General features: G+C 71.4%; 15 protein-coding genes. 10 read left to right on the top strand and 5 right to left on the bottom strand.

Annotated features, from left to right (window positions below; translation table 11 throughout):
* Nucleotides 1–411, bottom strand: a complete 411-nt coding sequence (locus AB0K12_RS24695) for a nitroreductase family deazaflavin-dependent oxidoreductase (RefSeq protein WP_364565562.1) — start codon at nt 409–411, stop codon at nt 1–3.
* A gap of 94 nt (nt 412–505) precedes the next feature.
* On the opposite strand from AB0K12_RS24695, the gene AB0K12_RS24700 reads away from it, so the two are divergent.
* A complete protein-coding gene (locus AB0K12_RS24700) occupies nt 506–1,105 on the top strand; it encodes a helix-turn-helix domain-containing protein (RefSeq protein ID WP_364565565.1) in 600 nt (199 codons plus the stop codon).
* Nucleotides 1,106–1,107: 2 nt separating this feature from the next.
* Here AB0K12_RS24700 and xseA read toward each other — a convergent pair whose 3' ends face one another.
* Together xseA and AB0K12_RS24710 are read right to left on the bottom strand one after the other, a co-directional pair.
* Nucleotides 1,108–2,316 (bottom strand): exodeoxyribonuclease VII large subunit, encoded by a 1,209-nt coding sequence (gene xseA / locus AB0K12_RS24705; protein WP_364565568.1) that lies wholly within the window; start codon nt 2,314–2,316, stop codon nt 1,108–1,110.
* Between the two features lie 29 nt (nt 2,317–2,345).
* Nucleotides 2,346–3,269 carry a hypothetical protein gene (locus tag AB0K12_RS24710; protein WP_364565571.1) on the bottom strand — a complete coding sequence of 308 codons (924 nt, stop codon included), beginning with the start codon at nt 3,267–3,269 and terminating at the stop codon, nt 2,346–2,348.
* 101 nt (nt 3,270–3,370) lie between these two features.
* Here AB0K12_RS24710 and AB0K12_RS24715 point away from each other — a divergent pair, with 101 nt between their 5' ends.
* On the top strand, nt 3,371–4,336 hold the full coding sequence (locus tag AB0K12_RS24715) for a 4-hydroxy-3-methylbut-2-enyl diphosphate reductase (RefSeq protein ID WP_364565574.1): 966 nt from the start codon (nt 3,371–3,373) through the stop codon (nt 4,334–4,336).
* Here the strand turns inward: AB0K12_RS24715 and AB0K12_RS24720 are convergent.
* Together AB0K12_RS24720 and rmuC are read right to left on the bottom strand one after the other, a co-directional pair.
* Nucleotides 4,333–4,842 (bottom strand): DUF6542 domain-containing protein, encoded by a 510-nt coding sequence (locus tag AB0K12_RS24720; protein ID WP_364565577.1) that lies wholly within the window; start codon nt 4,840–4,842, stop codon nt 4,333–4,335. The genes AB0K12_RS24715 and AB0K12_RS24720 overlap by 4 nt on opposite strands.
* Nucleotides 4,843–4,857: 15 nt before the next feature.
* Nucleotides 4,858–6,123 carry a DNA recombination protein RmuC gene (rmuC, locus tag AB0K12_RS24725; RefSeq protein ID WP_364565947.1) on the bottom strand — a complete coding sequence of 422 codons (1,266 nt, stop codon included), beginning with the start codon at nt 6,121–6,123 and terminating at the stop codon, nt 4,858–4,860.
* Between the two features lie 87 nt (nt 6,124–6,210).
* On the opposite strand from rmuC, the gene AB0K12_RS24730 reads away from it, so the two are divergent.
* The 8 genes from AB0K12_RS24730 (at nt 6,211) to AB0K12_RS24765 (ending at nt 18,256) form a co-directional block, all read left to right on the top strand.
* Complete coding sequence (locus AB0K12_RS24730) at nt 6,211–6,936, top strand: hypothetical protein (RefSeq protein ID WP_364565580.1); 726 nt, start codon at nt 6,211–6,213, stop codon at nt 6,934–6,936.
* Between the two features lie 76 nt (nt 6,937–7,012).
* On the top strand, nt 7,013–8,089 hold the full coding sequence (gene ychF / locus AB0K12_RS24735) for a redox-regulated ATPase YchF (protein WP_355424235.1): 1,077 nt from the start codon (nt 7,013–7,015) through the stop codon (nt 8,087–8,089).
* 199 nt (nt 8,090–8,288) lie between these two features.
* A complete protein-coding gene (locus AB0K12_RS24740) occupies nt 8,289–8,588 on the top strand; it encodes a hypothetical protein (protein WP_345390029.1) in 300 nt (99 codons plus the stop codon).
* A gap of 645 nt (nt 8,589–9,233) precedes the next feature.
* Nucleotides 9,234–9,950: a conjugal transfer protein gene (locus tag AB0K12_RS24745; RefSeq protein WP_364565582.1), complete on the top strand. Its 717-nt coding sequence runs from the start codon at nt 9,234–9,236 to the stop codon at nt 9,948–9,950.
* Nucleotides 9,951–10,025: 75 nt separating this feature from the next.
* Nucleotides 10,026–10,277, top strand: a complete 252-nt coding sequence (locus AB0K12_RS24750; RefSeq protein ID WP_345409394.1) for a hypothetical protein — start codon at nt 10,026–10,028, stop codon at nt 10,275–10,277.
* Nucleotides 10,278–10,332: 55 nt separating this feature from the next.
* Nucleotides 10,333–13,419: a TcpE family conjugal transfer membrane protein gene (locus AB0K12_RS24755; protein ID WP_364565585.1), complete on the top strand. Its 3,087-nt coding sequence runs from the start codon at nt 10,333–10,335 to the stop codon at nt 13,417–13,419.
* 47 nt (nt 13,420–13,466) lie between these two features.
* The gene (locus AB0K12_RS24760) at nt 13,467–15,944 is read left to right on the top strand and encodes an ATP-binding protein (protein WP_364565588.1); all 2,478 of its coding nucleotides are present in this window, start codon (nt 13,467–13,469) and stop codon (nt 15,942–15,944) included.
* Nucleotides 15,941–18,256, top strand: a complete 2,316-nt coding sequence (locus AB0K12_RS24765) for a type IV secretion system protein (protein WP_364565617.1) — start codon at nt 15,941–15,943, stop codon at nt 18,254–18,256. The genes AB0K12_RS24760 and AB0K12_RS24765 overlap by 4 nt, the downstream gene beginning before the upstream one ends.
* Nucleotides 18,257–18,259: the final 3 nt, after the last annotated feature.

Here is an 18,259-nt window from a genome sequence, read left to right on the forward strand (position 1 = left end):
TCAGGAGGCGGTGCGGGTGAGGGCTATGACCGGGATGCGGCGGGTGGTCTTTTTCTCGTACTCGGCGAAGCCTGGGGCCTGCTCCACCATGCGGGCGTAGAGGCGGTCGCGTTCCACGTCGTCCACGAAGTCCGCCTTGGTCACGAAGGTCTCCTTGCCCACCTCGATGGTGGCCTCCGGGGTGGCGCGGAGGTTGTGGTACCAGGCGGGGTTGTTGTCGGCGCCGCCGTTGGAGGCGATGACGACATAGCGGTCGCCGTCCGCCAGATACACCACGGGCGTGGTGACGTCCCTGCCGCTCTTGGCGCCCTTGGTGGTGAGCAGCAGCAGCGGCTGGCCCTCGAACATGCCGCCGACCCGGCCCTCATTGGCCCGGAACTCCTCGATGATCTTCGCGTTGAAGTCGTTCACGATTCTCGGCTCCTCGTCGCACTAATCGGAGAATTCTCCGCTTGAGGCAGCCTAACCGGAATTCTCTCCGCTTGTCATCGGTATGCTCGACCCCGTGTGGGAACGCCGCCTTCTGCCCGTCATCAGCCAGCCGCAGCCGGAGCGAGCCGACGCCGTACGCAACCGGCGCAAGATCCTCGACGTGGCGGCCAGGATGATCACCGAGCACGGCGCCGACGGCCTGTCGCTCGACGAGGTGGCCCGCGCCGCGGGGGTCGGCGTGGGCACGGTCTACCGGCGCTTCGGCGACCGTACGGGACTGCTCATGGCCCTGCTGGACGAGCACGAGCGACGCTTCCAGGAGGCGTTCCTCGCCGGCCCGCCACCGCTGGGCCCCGGCGCGCCACCCGATGAGCGGGTGATCGCCTTCCTGCACGCGCTCGTGGAGCGCATCGTGGCCCAGGAGGACCTGTACGTGCTGCTGGAGCGCAGCCGCAAGGCGAACATCGGGATGGGCCCGTACGGGCTGCACCACGTCCACCTGGCCGCGCTGCTGACCCAGGTGCGGCCGGGCACGCCCACGGCCTACCTGGCCGACGCGCTGCTCGCCCCCGCCAACGCCTGCCTGATCGCCTACCAGCGCCACGAACGCGGCATGACCGTCGACGACATCAAGGCGGGACTGACCCTGCTGGCCGAGTCGGTCATGCGCTGAGGTCAGCCGGACTCCTCCGCCCGGACGTTCAGGCGGTCGTCGCTCAGCCGGATCGTCAGGCGGGAGCCGGGAGCGACGTCCTTGGCCAGGCGGACGACGTCGCCCGACGGGTGCTGGACGATCGCGTAGCCGCGTTCGAGCGTCGCGGCGGGGGACAGGGAGATCAGCCGGGCCCGCAGATGGGCCAGGTCGTCGGCGGCCCGGTCGAGCGAGCTCGACAACGACCGCCTGGCCCGGTCGCGCAGCGCCTCCGCCTGCTCGGCGCGGCGCTCCAGCTCGCGTACGGGGTCGGCGAGCGACGGCCGCGAGCGTACGGAGGTGAGCCAGGACATCTCGCGGTCGAGCCAGCCGCTCATCACCCGGCGGCCACGGTCGCGCAGCTGGCGTACCAGCGACAGCTGCTCGCCCACGTCGGGCACCACCTTCTTGGCGGCGTCGGTGGGCGTCGATGCGCGTACGTCGGCCACCAGGTCGAGCAGCGGGCTGTCCTGCTCGTGGCCGATCGCGCTGACCACCGGGGTGCGGCAGGCGGACACGGCGCGTACCAGCGTCTCGTCGGAGAACGGCAGCAGATCCTCTAGCGAGCCGCCGCCCCGGGCGATCACGATGACCTCGACCGAGGAGTCGGCGTCGAGTTTGCGCAGCGCCTCGGTCACCTCGCCCACCGCGTACGGCCCCTGCACGGCGACTTCCTCGACCTTGAACGTCACCGCCGGCCAGCGCCGCCGGGAGTTCTCCAGCACGTCGCGCTCGGCCGCCGACTCGCGCCCGCAGATGAGCCCGATCGTGCCGGGCAGGAACGGCAGCCGCCGCTTCCTGTCGGCGTTGAACAGGCCCTCGGCCGCCAGCAGCTGCCGCAGCCGCTCCAGCCTGACCATCATCTCGCCCACCCCGACAGGGCGCATCTCCAGCGCGGTGAAGGCGAACGAGCCCCTGTTGACCCAGAAGTCGGGCTTGACGTGCAGCACCACCCGCGAACCGTTGGCCGGCCGCGGCACCGTGGCCTCGTAGACGCCGCGCGGAGCGGTGACCCTGGCGGACACGTTGGCGATGGGGTCGCGCAGGGTCAGGAACACCGTGCCGCCGCGCGCGCTCAGGTCGGTGATCTCGCCCTCGACCCAGACCGTGCCGAGTCTGCCGATCCAGCCGCCCACCATCTGCAGGACCGTGCGGATCGGCAGGGGAGACTCGGGCGAGGTCTTCGAGGTCATGCTCGGAAGACTACGGGGTCCTGTAGGGGTTACTCCGCGGCCTGGAGCTTGGCGAGGCGGTTCTCGAACATCTTGATGACCTCGGGACGCGCCGTCGTCGCCCTCTCGTACGCCAGGTAGTCGCCGATCTGCTCGGCCGTCTTGCCGCGCATCCTGGCGCGCAGGGACGCGACGGTGAGCTGCCCGTAACCCGGCAGCGGCTCGGTCATGTCCACCTTGGCGGGGGAGGCGGCCGGCTCGGGAGCGGCGGCGGGCTCGGGCGCCGGCGCGGGCTCCTCGGTGGCCGCGACGGGCTCGGGCGCCGCGACCGGCTCAGCGGCCTTCGACTCGGTCGCCTTCGGCTTGGCGGCCTTGGAGGTCTTGGAGGTCTTGGCCGGCTTCTCGGCGACCGGCTTCTTCACGACCGGCTTCTCGGCGACCGGTTCCTCGGCGGCGGGCTCCTCGGCGGCGGGCTTCTCGGCGGCGGGCTTCTTCGCGACCGGCTTCTCGACGGCGGGCTCGGCCACGGCCTTGGGCGCGGCGGGGGCGACCACCGGAGCAGCGGGCTCCTGAGCAGCCTCAGCGGCGGCGGCCTCGGACTTGGGCGGGTCGGTCTTGGCGGGGGCGAAGATGACCGGGTCGGGCTTGGTCTTGGCGACGCCGTTCGGCTCGGGCCGCGGCGCGAAGATGACCGGCTCCTTGCGGGCCGGCTTGTCGTCGTCGCCGGTCTCGGCGGGCTTGGCGGTGACCTGCTCGGCGGCGGAGGGACGGGAGTCGTACTCCTCCTCGCGCTCCTCCTTGCCGCCCATCCCCTTGATCGAGTTCTTCATGCGATCGACGAGCAGCAGCGCCTGCCCGGCGGCGCTCAAAGTGGTCTGGACGACGAGCAGCGGCAGGTCCTTGGCCTTCTCCTTGAGCTCGTCCTTGTTGGTGACGGTTTTAGCGATGTTGCGTAGCACGTCGCTGAAGGACATGTACGTCTCCCTGGGAGGTCAGTTTTGGACGGCCAGTCTGGCGCACCGCGGGCGGGCACGCACGCGCAGGCCGATGGGCCGCTCCACGTAGCATAAGAAGTATGGAGCCCCAGACCCCCACTTCCCGCCGAGTCCTCGTAGCCAAGCCACGGGGCTACTGCGCCGGAGTCGATCGAGCCGTCGTCGCGGTCGAGAAGGCGCTGGAGCAGTACGGCGCGCCGGTCTACGTCCGCAAGCAGATCGTCCACAACACGCACGTGGTGAAGACCCTTGAGGCCAGGGGCGCCATCTTCGTCGACGAGACCGAGGAGGTGCCGGAGGGCCAGATCGTGGTCTTCTCGGCCCACGGCGTCTCGCCCGCGGTGCACGAGGAGGCCAGGCAGCGCAACCTGCGCACGATCGACGCCACCTGCCCGCTGGTGACGAAGGTGCACAACGAGGCCAAGCGGTTCGCCAAGGACGACTACGAGATCCTGCTGATCGGCCATGAGGGCCACGAGGAGGTCGAGGGCACCTCGGGTGAGGCGCCCGAGCACATCAGGCTCATCGACGGCCTCGACGCGGTCGACCAGGTCGAGGTGAAGGACCCGAGCAAGCTGGTGTGGCTGTCGCAGACCACGCTGTCGGTCGACGAGACCACCGAGACCGTGGCGCGGCTCAAGCAGCGCTTCCCCAACCTGCTCGACCCGCCGAGCGACGACATCTGCTACGCGACCCAGAACCGGCAGGTCGCGGTGAAGGAGATCGCGGCCGAGGCCGAGCTGGTCATCGTCGTCGGCTCCGACAACTCCTCCAACTCCAAGCGGCTGGTGGAGGTGGCGAAGGACTACGGCGCGCAGGCGGCGTACCTCGTCGACAACGCCGACTTCATCCGCGACGAGTGGCTCGACGGCGTCACCACGGTGGGCGTCACGAGCGGCGCGTCGGTGCCCGACGAGCTGGTGCAGGAGGTGCTCGCGCGCCTGGCCGGCCACGGGTTCGGCGACGTGACCGAGGTCGAGCCGGTGCAGGAGAGCATGCGCTTCGCGCTGCCCCACGAGCTGCGCAAGGACCTGCGGGTCTCTTAGTCCTCGCCGCGCGGGGTGCCGTACACCTTGGGCTCGAAGTATCCCTCGGGCTCGGGCACGAACGACTGGCGCGGGCGCGCGGCCTCCGCGCCCGCCTTCAGTTCTTCGCGCAGCTCACGCACGTTGTCGCGCAGGCCGCGCCGCCAGGCCACGCCGAGCACGATGGCCGAGCCGGCGAACAACCAGGGCGCGCCGCGCGTCATCGACGTGTAGAGGCCGAGCGCCAGCGACTGCACGATCGACACCGAGCCGAACGCCCGCCCGAGCTCGACGAACAGCGTGGCGCAGAAGAACACCAGCGGCGGCGTCACCACCAGCGACAGCAGCTCGCGCCGGTTGACCAGCAGCACGCCGAGCGTGCTGGCGAGCACGAACGCGGCCCCCACGACGTGTTCGACGTCGAGCAGGGCGGCGAGCACATAGCCCGCCAGAGTGGCGACCAGGGCGAGCGCGATGGCACCGCGAGCCGTCAGCCTGACGGCAGAACGCCTGCCCTTCTCACCCACGTGGCCCACCCCCATTTACTGCGACCCGTTGGCCAACTTACCGTTCGCGTGGGTTATCAGAGATGAGGTTTCGAGCAGTTCGGGGGAGGCCAAAGGCCTGGGCAGCCCTTCGAGCATCTCCGGGGCGTCGAGTTCGCCCTCGACCACGCCCAGATCGTTAAGTTTGCGCGCGGTGACCAGGACGCGGCTTTCGAGAGATCCGACCGACTTGTTGTACGCCTCCACGGTCCGCGTCAGCGCCCGGCCGAGCGACTCGACGTTCCTGCCCAGTGACGACAGCCGCTCGTACAGCTCCTTGCCCAGCTCGAACACCGTGCGCGCGTTCTCGCTGAGCGCCGCCTGCTGCCAGGCGTAGTGCGCGGTGCGCAGCATGGTGATGAGCGTGGTGGGGGTGGCGATGTGCACCCGGCGGGTCATCGCGTACTCCAGCAGCCCGGGGTCGCGTTCGAGCGCCGGCGCGAGGAACGCCTCCCCGGGGATGAACAGCACCACGAACTCCGGCGACGGGTTGAACCCCTGCCAGTACGCCTTGGCCGCCAGCCGGTCGATGTGCTCGCGTACGTGCCTGGCGTGGGCGTCGAGCCGGACGGACGCGAGCGACTCGTCGGCCGCCTCCGCCGCCTCCAGATAGGCCGCCAGCGAGACCTTGGAGTCGACCACGATGTTCTTGCCGCCGGCGAGCCTGACGACCATGTCGGGCCGCATGGAGCCCTCGGTGACCTGCTCGTCGAAGTCGCAGAAGCGCTGCATCCCGGCGATCTCGGCGACCCTGCGCAGCTGCAGCTCGCCCCACCGCCCCCGCGCCTCGGGCCGCTGCAGCGCCCTGACCAGCGCGGTCGTCTGCGAGCGCAGCTGCTCGTTGCTCTGCCGGACGAACTCCATCTGCTTGGCCAGCTCGGCCCGCGCCACCTTCTGGCCCGTCTCGGTGTCGCGCAGCTGCTCCTCGACCCGGGCGAGCGCGTCCTTCAGCGGCTCGACCAGGTGCTCGACGGCCTGCCTTCGCTGATCGAGGTCGCCGGCCGCCTCGGCGCGGGTGGCGGCCAGGCGCGTCTCGGCGAGCTCAAGGAAGCGGATGTTGTTGACGTCGAGCGCGCGCGTGGACAGCGCCTGGAACCGCTCGGCGAGCTGCTCCTCGACGTAGACGAGCTTCTCCGCGGACGCCTTCGCCCTGGCGTCGGCCTCGGCGACCCGCACCGCCGCCCGCGTCCGCGCGATGAGGAACCCGACGAGCAACCCGACGGCCAGACCGATGACAAGCGAGACGACGTCCACTCCAGCGATGATGGCAAAACGTGGGGCCGCGCTTCTTCCCGACACGCTTGGGCGTTCCGCTTGTGCGGCCCATCGGTGGTCACGCAGAGTACAGGGATGGACACGCTCCCGAAGGTGGCGGCCGCCTGCGGCGCCCTGGCGCTCACGCTGATCGCGCTGGCCGGGGCCGTCATCGCGGGCTCGCGGACGGGCGTACGCGAGACCGGGCCGCGTCCCGTGCTGCGCTGGTCGCCCGGCGCGTGCGTGACGGCCGACTACGCGCTCACCGCGTGCAACGGCGGCCGTTCCGAGGTGGTGGCGCTGGCCTCCGACCCGCCCGGGCCGGGCGAGTGCCCGGTGGACACCGACGACGTGCTGCGGGTGGGCGAGGGCAGGACGGCGTGCGTACGCAACTTCCTCGAACCCCACCCGGGCGCGCCCGGCGGGGGCGGCGGCCTGCTCAGGCCGGGCGACTGCGTCTCGCTCGACGGCCGCGAGCACCCCTGCGCCGGCTCCGGCTGGTACGGCCGCGCACTCGCGCTCGCCCCCGCCCCCGCGACCTGCCCTGACGGCACCCTCGACACCCTCCAGGCCGGCGACCGGGTCCTCTGCCTCGGCCGGGGCGGTCAGGTGCTCGACGAAGGCGCCTGCGTGGCCGAGCCGCCCGCGGACGTGACCGCCAGGTCCGCCCTCACCCGCGTGCCGTGCGACGCGCCGCACGCCTGGGGGAAGGTGCTCGCGTTCACGTCCTCGCCCGATGACTGCCCGAAGCGCGCGCGCCGCTACCTCCGCGCCGACGGCGGCTATCGTCCGGTTACCTGTCTGTACGTCGCCAGCCAGTAAACTCGCTGACCGTGAACGAGCGCAGCGAGGCGACAACCAGCAGTCAGAGACTTCCGCGAGAGACGGAGCCGCTCCGATGAGTCTGTCCATCGGCATCGTCGGTTTGCCCAACGTCGGCAAGTCCACGCTGTTCAACGCGCTGACCAAGACCGGCAACGCGCTCGCGGCCAACTACCCGTTCGCCACCATCGAGCCCAACGTCGGCATCGTCGGCGTGCCCGACGACCGGCTGCCCGTGCTGGCCGAGATCTTCGGCTCGGCCCGCATCCTGCCCGCCAAGGTCGAGTTCGTCGACATCGCGGGCCTGGTCAAGGGCGCGTCCGAGGGCCAGGGCAGGGGCAACCAGTTCCTCGCCAACATCCGCGACACCGACGCGATCTGCCAGGTCATCCGGGTCTTCAGCGACCCCGACGTGACCCACGTCGACGGTGAGATCTCCCCCAAGCGCGACATCGAGACCATCAACACCGAGCTGATCATGGCCGACCTGCAGACGGTGGAGAAGGCCGTGCCGCGCCTGCAGAAAGAGGCGCGCAACAACAAGGACAAGAAAGCCGCGCTCGAGGCCGCGGAGGCCGCGCTGGCCGTCCTGGAGACCGGCAAGACCATCTTCGAGAGCGGTCTCGACCGTGACGAGCTGCGCGAGCTCCACCTGCTCACCGCCAAGCCGTTCCTGTACGTCTTCAACCTCGACGCCGACGAGCTGACCGACACCGCGCTCAGGGAGCAGCTGTCCACGCTGGTCGCGCCCGCCGAGGCGGTGTTCCTCGACGCCAAGATCGAGTCCGAGCTGGTCGAGCTCGACGAGGAGGAGGCGCTCGAGCTGCTGCAGTCGGTCGGCCAGGAGGAGTCGGGGCTGCGCCAGCTCGCGAGGGTCGGTTTCGAGACGCTCGGCCTGCAGACCTATCTGACGGCCGGCCCGAAGGAGACCAGGGCCTGGACGATCCGCAAGGGCGCCACCGCGCCAGAGGCGGCCGGCGTGATCCACACCGACTTCCAGCGCGGCTTCATCAAAGCCGAGGTGGTCTCGTTCGACGACCTGGTGGAGGCCGGCTCCATCGCCAGCGCCCGCTCGGCCGGCAAGGCCAGGATCGAGGGCAAGGACTACGTCATGCGCGACGGCGACGTCGTGGAGTTCCGCTTCAACGTCTGAGCGCCCCGCCGTCCGCCAATCACGCTCGGTGATCTTCGCTTGCGGTAGGTTACCGACGGCGGACGGCGGTGCAGCCCGTCTGGCGTGCTCATTCCCGGCGGCCGTCGATCGCTTGCCGCCGGGACAACTGATGCGTCAACCATTGCGGGCCTCCGCGCGTCGAATCGTCACGGCGTTCACGCTGACTCGGGAGGCCCTCATGATCCGTCGCATCATCCGGAAACGACGCCCGGCGCCCACCCTCACCGGCATCAGCCTGGAGGAGGAGCTCGCCCTCATCAGGGTCGAGCTGATGTACGGCCTGCGCGTCAACCGCGAGGAGTACCTCCGCAGGAAGGTGGACGAGCGCAACGAGATGGCCACGCGCATGCGCGAGCGCGAGCCCGCCGAGATGCTGGCCGATCTGCGCCACTCGCTCGAGCGGTCGGTGCGCCCGACCGTCGTCGACCTCCACAGCAGGCGCCAGGCGCGGGCGCACCAGGACCCAGAGCCCGCCTGAGCACAGGTTTCCATCCTGCCCGGCCGTGACCTCCGGCGCGCGAGCCATGCCGATTCCGCAGGTCGGGACAGTCCATGCCTGTTTTGGACAGGAATCCGTGGCCGCCGCGCTACCCGATTTTAGGCGTCTGGCCTGGTCAAAAGCTGTTTCTACCGGGAACTGACAGGAATCGGCACTGTGGCCTGCCATACGGGCCCGGTTTGCCGTGTGGACGGTCATGCCGCAGCATGGGCGTGGCTTTCCTGGAACAATGGCGGAGACCGGATAGGGTGGCTACTTCACCGCGGATGATGGGGATCGGCAACGGACGACACCGCGCCAGCCGGGGGGATCGGCGCGAGCGGAGGCGTGATGGCTCGTAGGTCTACCGTCCACGATCCTCGGATCGCTGACGGCCCCGGGCTTTCCGCAACCCTTGACACGGCTGACTTCGACGCGCCGCCGCCGCGCCGGCCGCGGCGTGGCGGCTGGTCGGGTGGCGGCGGACGCTGGCTGGTATGGACCGGCCGCGTCATTCTCTGGGCGCTTATTGTGGTTATCGTGGTGAATGGGATTCGTGCCCCATTTGAGCGGTTTACCCAGCAAGAGCCTGCGACGCCCAATGGCGCCGTGCAGGCCGACCATGGATTCCCGACCGAGCGCGGCATGGCATTCGCCGCCCAGTTCGCCGGGGTCTATCTCAATTTCAGCCCGGAAGACGCGGCGAGCAGGTCGGGCAAGCTCGCCGCATTCCTCGCGGCGGGCATGGACCAGCAGATGGGCTGGGACGGCTACGGCAAGCTGGCCGCCGTCGCGATCCAGCCGTACGACATCGAGGTCACCGACGCCCAGAACGCCGTGGTCAGCGTGGCCTTCCAGTCGGGGCCCAAGCGCATGATCCTCACCGTGCCCGTCTACTTCTCCGGCGACGACGCCGGGCGCTTCGTGGTCTCGGGCCGCCCCGCCATCCTGCCCGCGCCGGCTCCCGCCGACCTGCCCCAGGTCGCCGCGCCCGAGACGGACGACGCCGCGGCGGCGGAGCTGAAGCCGCAGCTCGAAGGCTTCTTCAAGGAATACGCGTCCGGCGACTCCGCCGGGCTGCAGCGCTACGTCGCCGCCGGCAAGAGCCTGCCGAGCTTCGGCGGCACGTTCACCTTCTCGCAGCTCAAGGAAGTCGTGGTGCCTGTGGGGGGTGCCACAAGAGAGATCCAGGCGGTCGTGGTGTGGGCCGTGCAGAGCGGTGACCCATCACCATCTCCCGATGCCACCGACCCGGCCGTGGTCGGCGGCACGCTCGAGCAGGCCTACCGGCTGACCGTCGAGAAGCAGGGCGACAAGTGGTTCGTCGCCGACATCCGCGGCGGCGGCCGGTCCGTTGGATAGACGCACGGCCGCGCTGCTGAACGGTACCCCCCGGGAGGACAAGAAGTGACCTTGAAGATCATATTGCTCACCTTGATGGAGATGACGCCCACGCCGACTCCCACGGGCATCGACACCGGGGGGCTCGCCAACTTCCTGCGGGCGTTCTTCGCCCCGCTGTTCCTCGTCGTCGTCTCCGTCGTGGCGCTGTTCTTCCTCTTCACGCGGGAGATCACCCGTTTCGTACAGTTCCTGATCTTGGCCGTGGCCATCGGAGTGATCTTCTACGTTCCCAACATCATCGAGGTGACGGCGAGGGCGATCGCGGGCGCACTGGGCATCAAGTAAGGGTTGAGACCGCTTTCCCGCGGTCATGTACGAGCGGGTGGAGAGGAGGACCGCGTTGGACCTGCCCACGTATACGAACATCTGGCGTATCGAGAAGCGGCTCTACAAGCTGTACGACCTACGGCTGCCCATGCCGCTGCCCATCGTCTGGATCGGCGTGTTCGTCGGGGTGTTCGTCCCGTGGTCCCTCCTGCTGGTCCTGGTCGGCGTGCCGGTGGAGATGCCCTGGCACGTGCTGTTCCTGGTGCCGCCCGGCATCGTCACGTGGCTGTCCACCCGGCCCGTCATCGAGGGCAAGCGGCTCACCGAGCTGCTGGAGTCCCAGCTGCGCTACCTCGGGCAGCCCAAGGCCTGGTACCGCCTCGCGCCCTCCTCCGAGCCCGAGGTCGTCGCCTTCTCCGGCCGGGTCTGGCGGGCCGCGCCCGCGCGGGTCAAGGCCACCAAGGCCACGCGGGCGGGCAAGGCCGCCAAGGCGCCGCGGAAGGAACGCAGGACGCAGCGGCGCCGCGAGGGTCAGCTCACCGGGCCGCGGCAGGTCCGTCCCGCCGTCGCCGCCGCGGCGGCCGCCGCCTCACAGGCGCCCGTCGCCGAGCCGGCGTCCGGGCGTACGGGGTGGGGGTCCCGCAGGGGTACAGCGCCCGCTCTCAAGGCCCCGGCCCTGCCGGCGGGCACCGGCGCCCCGGGCGGGGGCGTACGCCGCGAGGAGGGCCTCTCAGGCGGCTCTGGACGCGGCCAGGAACCTGTGCCCCTCATGGACGAGGTCATCGGCACCGCCCGCCGCGCCACCACCGACCGCGTCGTCCTCCACCCGGACGTACGAGACGGGGGCGACGTACGGGACGGGGGCCCTGACTCCCGCCGCCGCCCCACCCCCGCCGACGAGCCTTTGGCCTCCGCCGCCCCCGGCGCCCCCGCCGCCCCCGACCGCACGGCCGACGAGCCCGCCGCATCCGAGAGCTCCGCGCCGAACGACCGCGGGGCGGACCGCACCGCGGACGGTCTGGTGACCGATGGGCATGGCACCGATGGTGTGGTGAGCGGCGTGGCGGGCAAGCCGATCGACACCGAGGCGCTGCGGCGGCTGCGCAAGCTGGCGGCCAGCGCCGACGCACCGGCCGAGCCGGCGGGCCGAGCCGACGCACGGCAGGACGCACGGGCCGAGGCGGCCTCGCACGCCGAGGGCGGCGCATCTCCGGAGGACGCACGCCACGAGGACGAGATCGCCCGCGACCAGCACAGAAAGGGCCAGCCACCCCGGCTCGCCCCCGGTCTGCTGCTGTCGGGCACCCACCGCGTCTGGCCCCCGCTCAACCCGAACACCAAGCCCACCCCGCGCCCCGCACCCCGCAAGGACGACACCCGGGAAAAGGACCGCACCCAGCGCACCACCCAAGCCCCGGAGGCCGCCCACGACCTTCCGGCCGACCCCACTCCGTCCCGGACCGACGGCACGAGTGCCCCGGCAGGCGTGAGGGAAGCCACCTCGCCAGAGTCATCGGCCACGGCGTCCGCGTCGGAGGCGGGGCCGTCGGCGCCCGCCTCACGCCCGGCCGCCGATCCGCCCCAGGCCGACGACCTCCGCCCGCTCCCCAAGATGCCCGCCACCGACCCGGCCGGGCATGCGACCGCAGGCGGGGAAGCCCCGGCGCAGGACACCGTCCAGGCGAGCGGTGAGGACACAGGCGACGCCGCCGGACCGCAGGTCGATGACCGACAGGACGCGTCCGGTGATCGGCCGGCCGACGGTCCTCAGGAGGTCTCCGCTGCCGGGCCGGAAGGCCACGTTCAGGAGGAAAGGTCCGCGGCCGAGCCGGAGCCGGCCACGGCCGATGCGGACGAGCCCCGGACCGAACCGGCGGTCGCGGAGGCCGCGCAGAGCGCCCCGGCCGTTGCCGGTGCGCCGGAGGCGGCTGAGGGACAGGTCATTCCGCTCGGCCGGGAGCGCCGGGAGCGCAAGGAGGCCGCCGCTGCGCGTCCGAGCGAGGCGGCGGGTTCGTCGCAGCCGGGGCGGGAGGTCGCGCGGCGGGGTGGGGCGGAAGGTCGGCGCGCCGGAAGCGGTGAGGAGCGGCCGGGGCGGGAGATGGCGGCGCGGTTGCCTCGGTGGGATGTGGCCGAGCGTGACGGTGATGAGGCCGGGCGGCGGGCGGCTGACGTGCCGGTGCCGGGGCCTCGGGGTGGCGAAGGGCGGGTGCGGAGGGTCGAGTCCGTCGTGGGACGCGACTCCGGCGGGTGGCGGCGGATCGCTCAGGTCGTCGTCGGCGGTGGCGGGGTGCGTACCGACGGGTCGGAGCTGGACGAGGCGCGGGCCCGCGCGGTGTTCAGCGGCAGCCGCAGGGTCGTCGTGCTGGGGTGCACCGGTGGGGCGGGGCAGAGCACGACGGCGCTCATGCTGGGGCACACCTTCGCCCAGTACAGGGACGACAGGGTGGTGGCGGTCGATGCGAGCACCGGCGGCGGCACCCTGACCAGCAAGATCGAGCCGGAGACCCCCGAGACCCTGACGTCGTTGCTGTCGGGTCTCGACCGGGTCAGCGGCTACCTCACGATGCGGGGATACACCACGCGGACCGCCTCGGGACTCGAGGTGATCAGCGCGGACACCGACGCGGGCGCCGAGCAGCGGCTCGCGGACCGGTCCTTCTTCTCCGACCGCCGGATCGGCGAATCCATGCGCCTGCTCGACCGCCACTACAAGCTGGCCGTCATCGACCCGGCCGCCGCGCTGGCGGCCAGGTTGCTGCCGTACGCGGACCAGCTCGTCCTGGTGGTGCCGGCGAGCGAGGAGGCGCCAGAAGCGGTGGCGATGACGTACGAGTGGCTCGACGGGCACGGCTGCGCGGAGCTGCGCAGGCGGGCGGTGATGGTGGTCAACGGCGTCAGCAGGCGTTCGATGACCGACGTCGAGCAGGCGGAGTCGGTGGCCAGGGGCAGGTGCCGGGCCATCGTCAGGGTCCCCTGGGAGGACGACCTGGCGCCTGGCGGCGCGGAGGTGGTCGATCCCGGGCAGTTGCGCGCGGCCGGGCGGCGGGCCTACCTCGCCCTCGCCGGTGTGGTGGTCGCGGGCTTCGCGGCGCAGACCGTACGACCGAGCGAAGAGGAGTTGGCGAGTGACCCCCCGGGCACGAGAATCGGTGAGCGATAAGTGAACAAGCGAGCAGGTCTGGCCCGTTCATGCGCCGAGGGGGCGGCATGAGCAGGGCGTCCCGAGCGCATCAGCGCCTCGCGGTCCGCTACTTCGACGACCGCATCCTGCTCACGGACACCTGCGCATGGGCGTACTTCCGGCTTCCCACGGTCAGCTACGAGTTCGTCACGCCGGAGGAGCGCGAGGCGCTGGCCACCAACATCACGATCGCGCTCGCCGCGATCAGGATGCCCGACGCCGAGGTCCACCTGCGGGTGGCGCACCGCACCTATCCGGCGGCGGAGTGGGCCATGGCGCTGAACGCCACCTCCGACGAGGGGCCCGGCTGGCGCGACTACCTCGAGGAGATGTACCGGCACGTCTGGGCGAAGGACTTCTGGACCAAGGAGGTCTATCTCGGGGTGCGCCTCGGCCCGCGCGGCAAGCAGCTCGGCAGCGGCGTGCTCTCCCAGCTCTTCGGCTTCTACCATAAGACGGAGAAGACGCTGGGCATGGAGGACGACCACGTACCCGACAGCGAGATCGGCCGGTGGACCGAGTCGGCCGAGCGGCTCGGCAGGGCGCTCGCGTCGAGCGCGCTCTATGCCAGGCACGCCACCTCGACGGAGGTGGCGTGGCTGTTCCAGCACGCGGCGGCGGGCTCGCTCGGTGATCCGCCGCCGTCGGCGAGCCCGCGGCGGCGCTGGGGCAGGGGCGAGATCGAGTCGCTGGTCGAGGGGGAGATCCACAACGGCAGGTCGCTGCTGCGGATCGTGCAGCCCCAGGGCGACTCGTACGTCGCGCACCTGTCGTTCGCGCGCTTCCCCGACCTGATGCCGTTCCCCGACGGCGAGCCGTGGATGCACTTCGCGGACCAGCTGCCGTTCCCGGTGGAGATCTCCTCGCGGATGCGGCTGATCCCGCCGGTGAAGGCGTCGAAGGACGTCGCGCGCAAGCTGGCGCACGCCCGCGACATGGACCACCACATCAGGGAGGCGGGCGCGGAGGCGCCGCTGGCGCTGGCCGAGCAGATCGACGCGGCCCGCATGCTGGAGCACGGCATCACCAAGGAGCGCCTGCCCTTCGTGTACGGCTGGCACCGCCTGATCATCTCGGCCCCCACCGAGGACATCTGCGTGCAGCGGGTGGAGGCGGTGGTGGAGCACTACCGCGACATGGGCATCGACGTGGTCAACTCGACGGGCGACCAGTTCTCGCTGTTCTGCGAGGCGCTGCCGGGCGAGAAGGTCAGGGTCAACGCCTACGCCCAGCGGCAGCCGCTGCGCACGATCGCGGGCGGCATGGCCACGGCCACGGTCGATCTCGGCGACCGGCTGGGCGAGGGCAGCGAGGGCTGGCTGGGGCCGTACATCGGGGAGACGGTCGGCAGGGCGCGCAGCATCGTGCACTTCGACCCGCTGGTGGCGGCGACCCGCAACAGGCCGACGGCCATCGCGATCACCGGCGAGCCCGGCGGCGGCAAGACCACGCTGGCGCTGCTGATGATCTACCAGATGGCGTTGCGTGGCGTGACGGTCGCGGTCATCGACCCCAAGGGCGACGCGGAGTCGCTGGTGCAACTGCTGGACAAGCGCGGGCGCAAGGCGAGGGTGATCCCGCTCGGTTCGGCGGCGCCGGGTCTGCTCGACCCGTTCTCGTTCGGCGACGACATCGCGGCGAAGAAGACGATGGCCACCGAGACGCTGCGGCTGCTGCTGCCGCGCATGTCGGAGGAGCGCGAGTCGGCGATGATCCAGGCGGTCGCTGCGGTCTCCAACGGCTCGGACCCGTCGCTCGGCAAGGTCGTCGACTACCTGGAGCGGGCCGACGACGCCGCGTCGAAGAACCTCGGCGCGGTGCTGCGCTCGATGTCGGAGATGCACCTGGCGCGGCTCTGCTTCGACCCGTCGGGCGGCGAGCAGATCGACACCGAGGGGTGGACGACGGTGTTCACGCTGGGCGGGCTGACGCTGCCCGACGTGACCACCGGCAGGGAGGACTACTCCTACGAGCAGCGGCTCTCGGTGGCCCTGCTCTACCTGGTCTCCCAGTTCGCCCGCCGGCTGATGAACGGGCTCGACCGCCGCGCGCCCAAGGCGATCTTCCTGGACGAGGCGTGGGCGATCACGTCCACGCCGGAGGGCGCCAAGCTGGTGCCCGAGGTGAGCAGGATGGGCCGCTCCCGCAACACGGCGCTCGTCCTGGTCTCGCAGAACGCCGGAGACCTGCTGAACGAACAGGTGACCAACTGCCTGTCGTCGGTCTTCGCCTTCAGGTCCACCGAACGGGTGGAGGTGGACCACGTCATGTCCCTGCTCGGGGTGGAGCCGTCGGAGGAGCACAAGGCCGTGCTGCGTTCGCTGGGCAACGGCGAATGCGTATTCCGCGATCTGGATGGCAGGGCGGGCCGCATCGGAGTAGACCTGATCTCCGAGGAACTTCTCCGCTGGCTCGACACGAACCCGACACACGACAAACCCGACGGCGCCGGGCATGATGATCTTCAAGGGGGCGTGGGCAGGGCGCAGGAGGTACGGTCATGAAGATCCGGCTATCCCGACGACTCGCGCTGACGCTCGCGCTCATCACCGGCGTCCTGATGGTGCCGATCGTGCTGGGGGCGGTGTCCACGCCGGTCGCGGCGGCCCCGTGCGACCTGTCGGGCCCGCTGTCGCCCGAGATGGTGGGCAGCGGCGTCGACGGCCTCATCCAGCCGCCGGTCCCCGAGGGCGCCCAGCCCGCGGCGACCACCAACTACGCCCAGTTCGGCATGAGCGGCCAGTTCTGGCACACGCATGAGCTGACCTGCTCCGACTACGTGGCCGTGCTGGGCAACATGTGGGCCAACGGCATCTTCACCGCGGCCAAGGCGGTCGACCGGCTGACGATCACGACGTACCAGGCGGCGGCGACCGAGGGACCGCTCCAGTCCATCAAGGACGTCGTCGACGACATCGTCACGAACCTGTCCAACGCCATGTACTGGCCGTACCTCCGGCCGATCGTCATCCTCGGCGCCATCTGGCTCGCCTGGTACGGCCTGATCCGCAAGCGCGCCACCACGACCGCCGAAGGCGTCATCTGGATGGTGCTGGCCGTCACCGTGGCCGTCTGGTTCTTCAGCCGGCCCGGCGACTTCACCGGCCTCGGCAAGGTCGTCACCGACAAGACGGGCGAGGTCGTCAACTCGGCCTTCGCCGGCCTGCCCGGCGCGGGCGGCGCGTCCTGCCTGCAGCCGCCGGGCCAGGCCGACGCGCAGGTCAAGGCAGGCGGCTACGCGCAGACCGGCACGCCAGGCGTCGACCAGAACGCCGACGCGCTGTGGTCCACGCTGGTCTGCAAGCCCTGGCTGGTGGGCCTGTTCGGCACCGCCGACCCGCAGCAGCCCATCGTGCGCGACTGGGGCCGCAAGGTGCTGGAGATGCAGTCGGTCCCGCAGGCAGTCGCCGGGCAGGCGGCGCCCGACGTGGGAGCCCGCCAGTCCGAATACGCGGACCTGGCCGACAAGCTGCGCAACGACCCCCGCTACGCCACCTTCTCAGGGCGCGACTGGTCCAACCGGCTCGGCGTGGCGGTGGGCGCGTTCATCGCCGCGCTGGTGGCCGGGCTACTCATCTTCCTCGTGGCGGTCTCGCTGCTGGTGCTCAAGGTGGGCTTCCTGCTGCTGCTGATACTCGGGCCGATCTTCCTGCTGATCGGCGTCCATCCGGGCAGCGGCCGCATCATCGCCATGCGCTGGGTCGAGATGCTCATCGGCACGCTGCTGCGGCAGGCCGTGCTGACCATCGTGCTCAGCGTGCTCATCTACGGGTACGCGCTCATCATCTCCACCGCCATGCCGTGGGGCATGCAGGTGCTGTTCATGGCGTTGCTGACCCTCGCGGTGTTCTTCTACCGGCGGCCGTTCCAGCACCTGTTCGCCTCGATGAGCGGCCACACGGTCACCACCCGCATGCTGGGCGAGGCGGCCAGCTCGCCGGTGCTCGAGCGGTCGGCGGGCGTGCTGCCGCCGGTCGCCTCGGCCAGGATCGGACGCTGGGGGCTGCGCAAGGCCGAGCCCATCGTCAGGGCGGCGAGCGCGGTCAGCGGCACGGGCGCGGCGGCCTCGGCGGCCGGCTCCATGGCGGCCGGGCAGGTCCGCGTACGCGGGGAGGAAGGAGAGGGCACGCCCTCCGGCACCCGCGTACCGGCGACGGCGGCTCCCCTCGACACCGACCAGCAGGGCGGCAAGGCGGCCGGGCGGGTCGTGCCCGAGCCGCGCAGGGGCACCGCGCCGCCGCTCAACCTGGGCGGCGGTCAAGGACGTACGCGGGGTCCCGCAGCGGGCGGCCCCCGGGCCGGCGGCCCGACCACGAACGGCGCCTCAGGAGGCTCCGGCGCCGCGGCCGGGTCGGGGGGCTGGTTCGGCGGGGCGTCCGGTGGCGGCTGGGCCAGGCGCGGCGGCTCCGCGGGCGGCACCCGCAGCTCGGGCGGCGGCACGCGCAGCTCCCGCTTCGGCGGCTCCGGTGGGTCGGGCGGCTCGGGCGGCGGCGGTGGGTCGCGCGGCTCGGGTGGCGGGCTGTTCGGCGGCGGCGGGTCGCGGTCGGGCGGGTCGCGGTCGGGTGGCTCGGGCGGCAACGGGTCGCGGTCCGGCGGCGGCGGGCTGTTCGGCGGTTCGTCACGTACGGGCGGCGGCGGCAGGTCGGGCGGCGGCACCTCGCCAGGCCCCAGGATCTTCGGCTCCGACGAGCCCTCCTCCCGCACCTCCGAGGCACCCCCGCTCTGGCTGCGCAGCAGCCGTGACAGCGGCAGCTCCGGAGGTGACAGCCCCTCCGTGCCGTTCTGGCTCAAGCCGAACAACCCCGACAAGGACTGAGAC

The sequence above is a fragment of the Nonomuraea sp. NPDC049419 genome (genome assembly GCF_040676995.1).
Lineage (GTDB): Bacteria > Actinomycetota > Actinomycetes > Streptosporangiales > Streptosporangiaceae > Nonomuraea > Nonomuraea salmonea.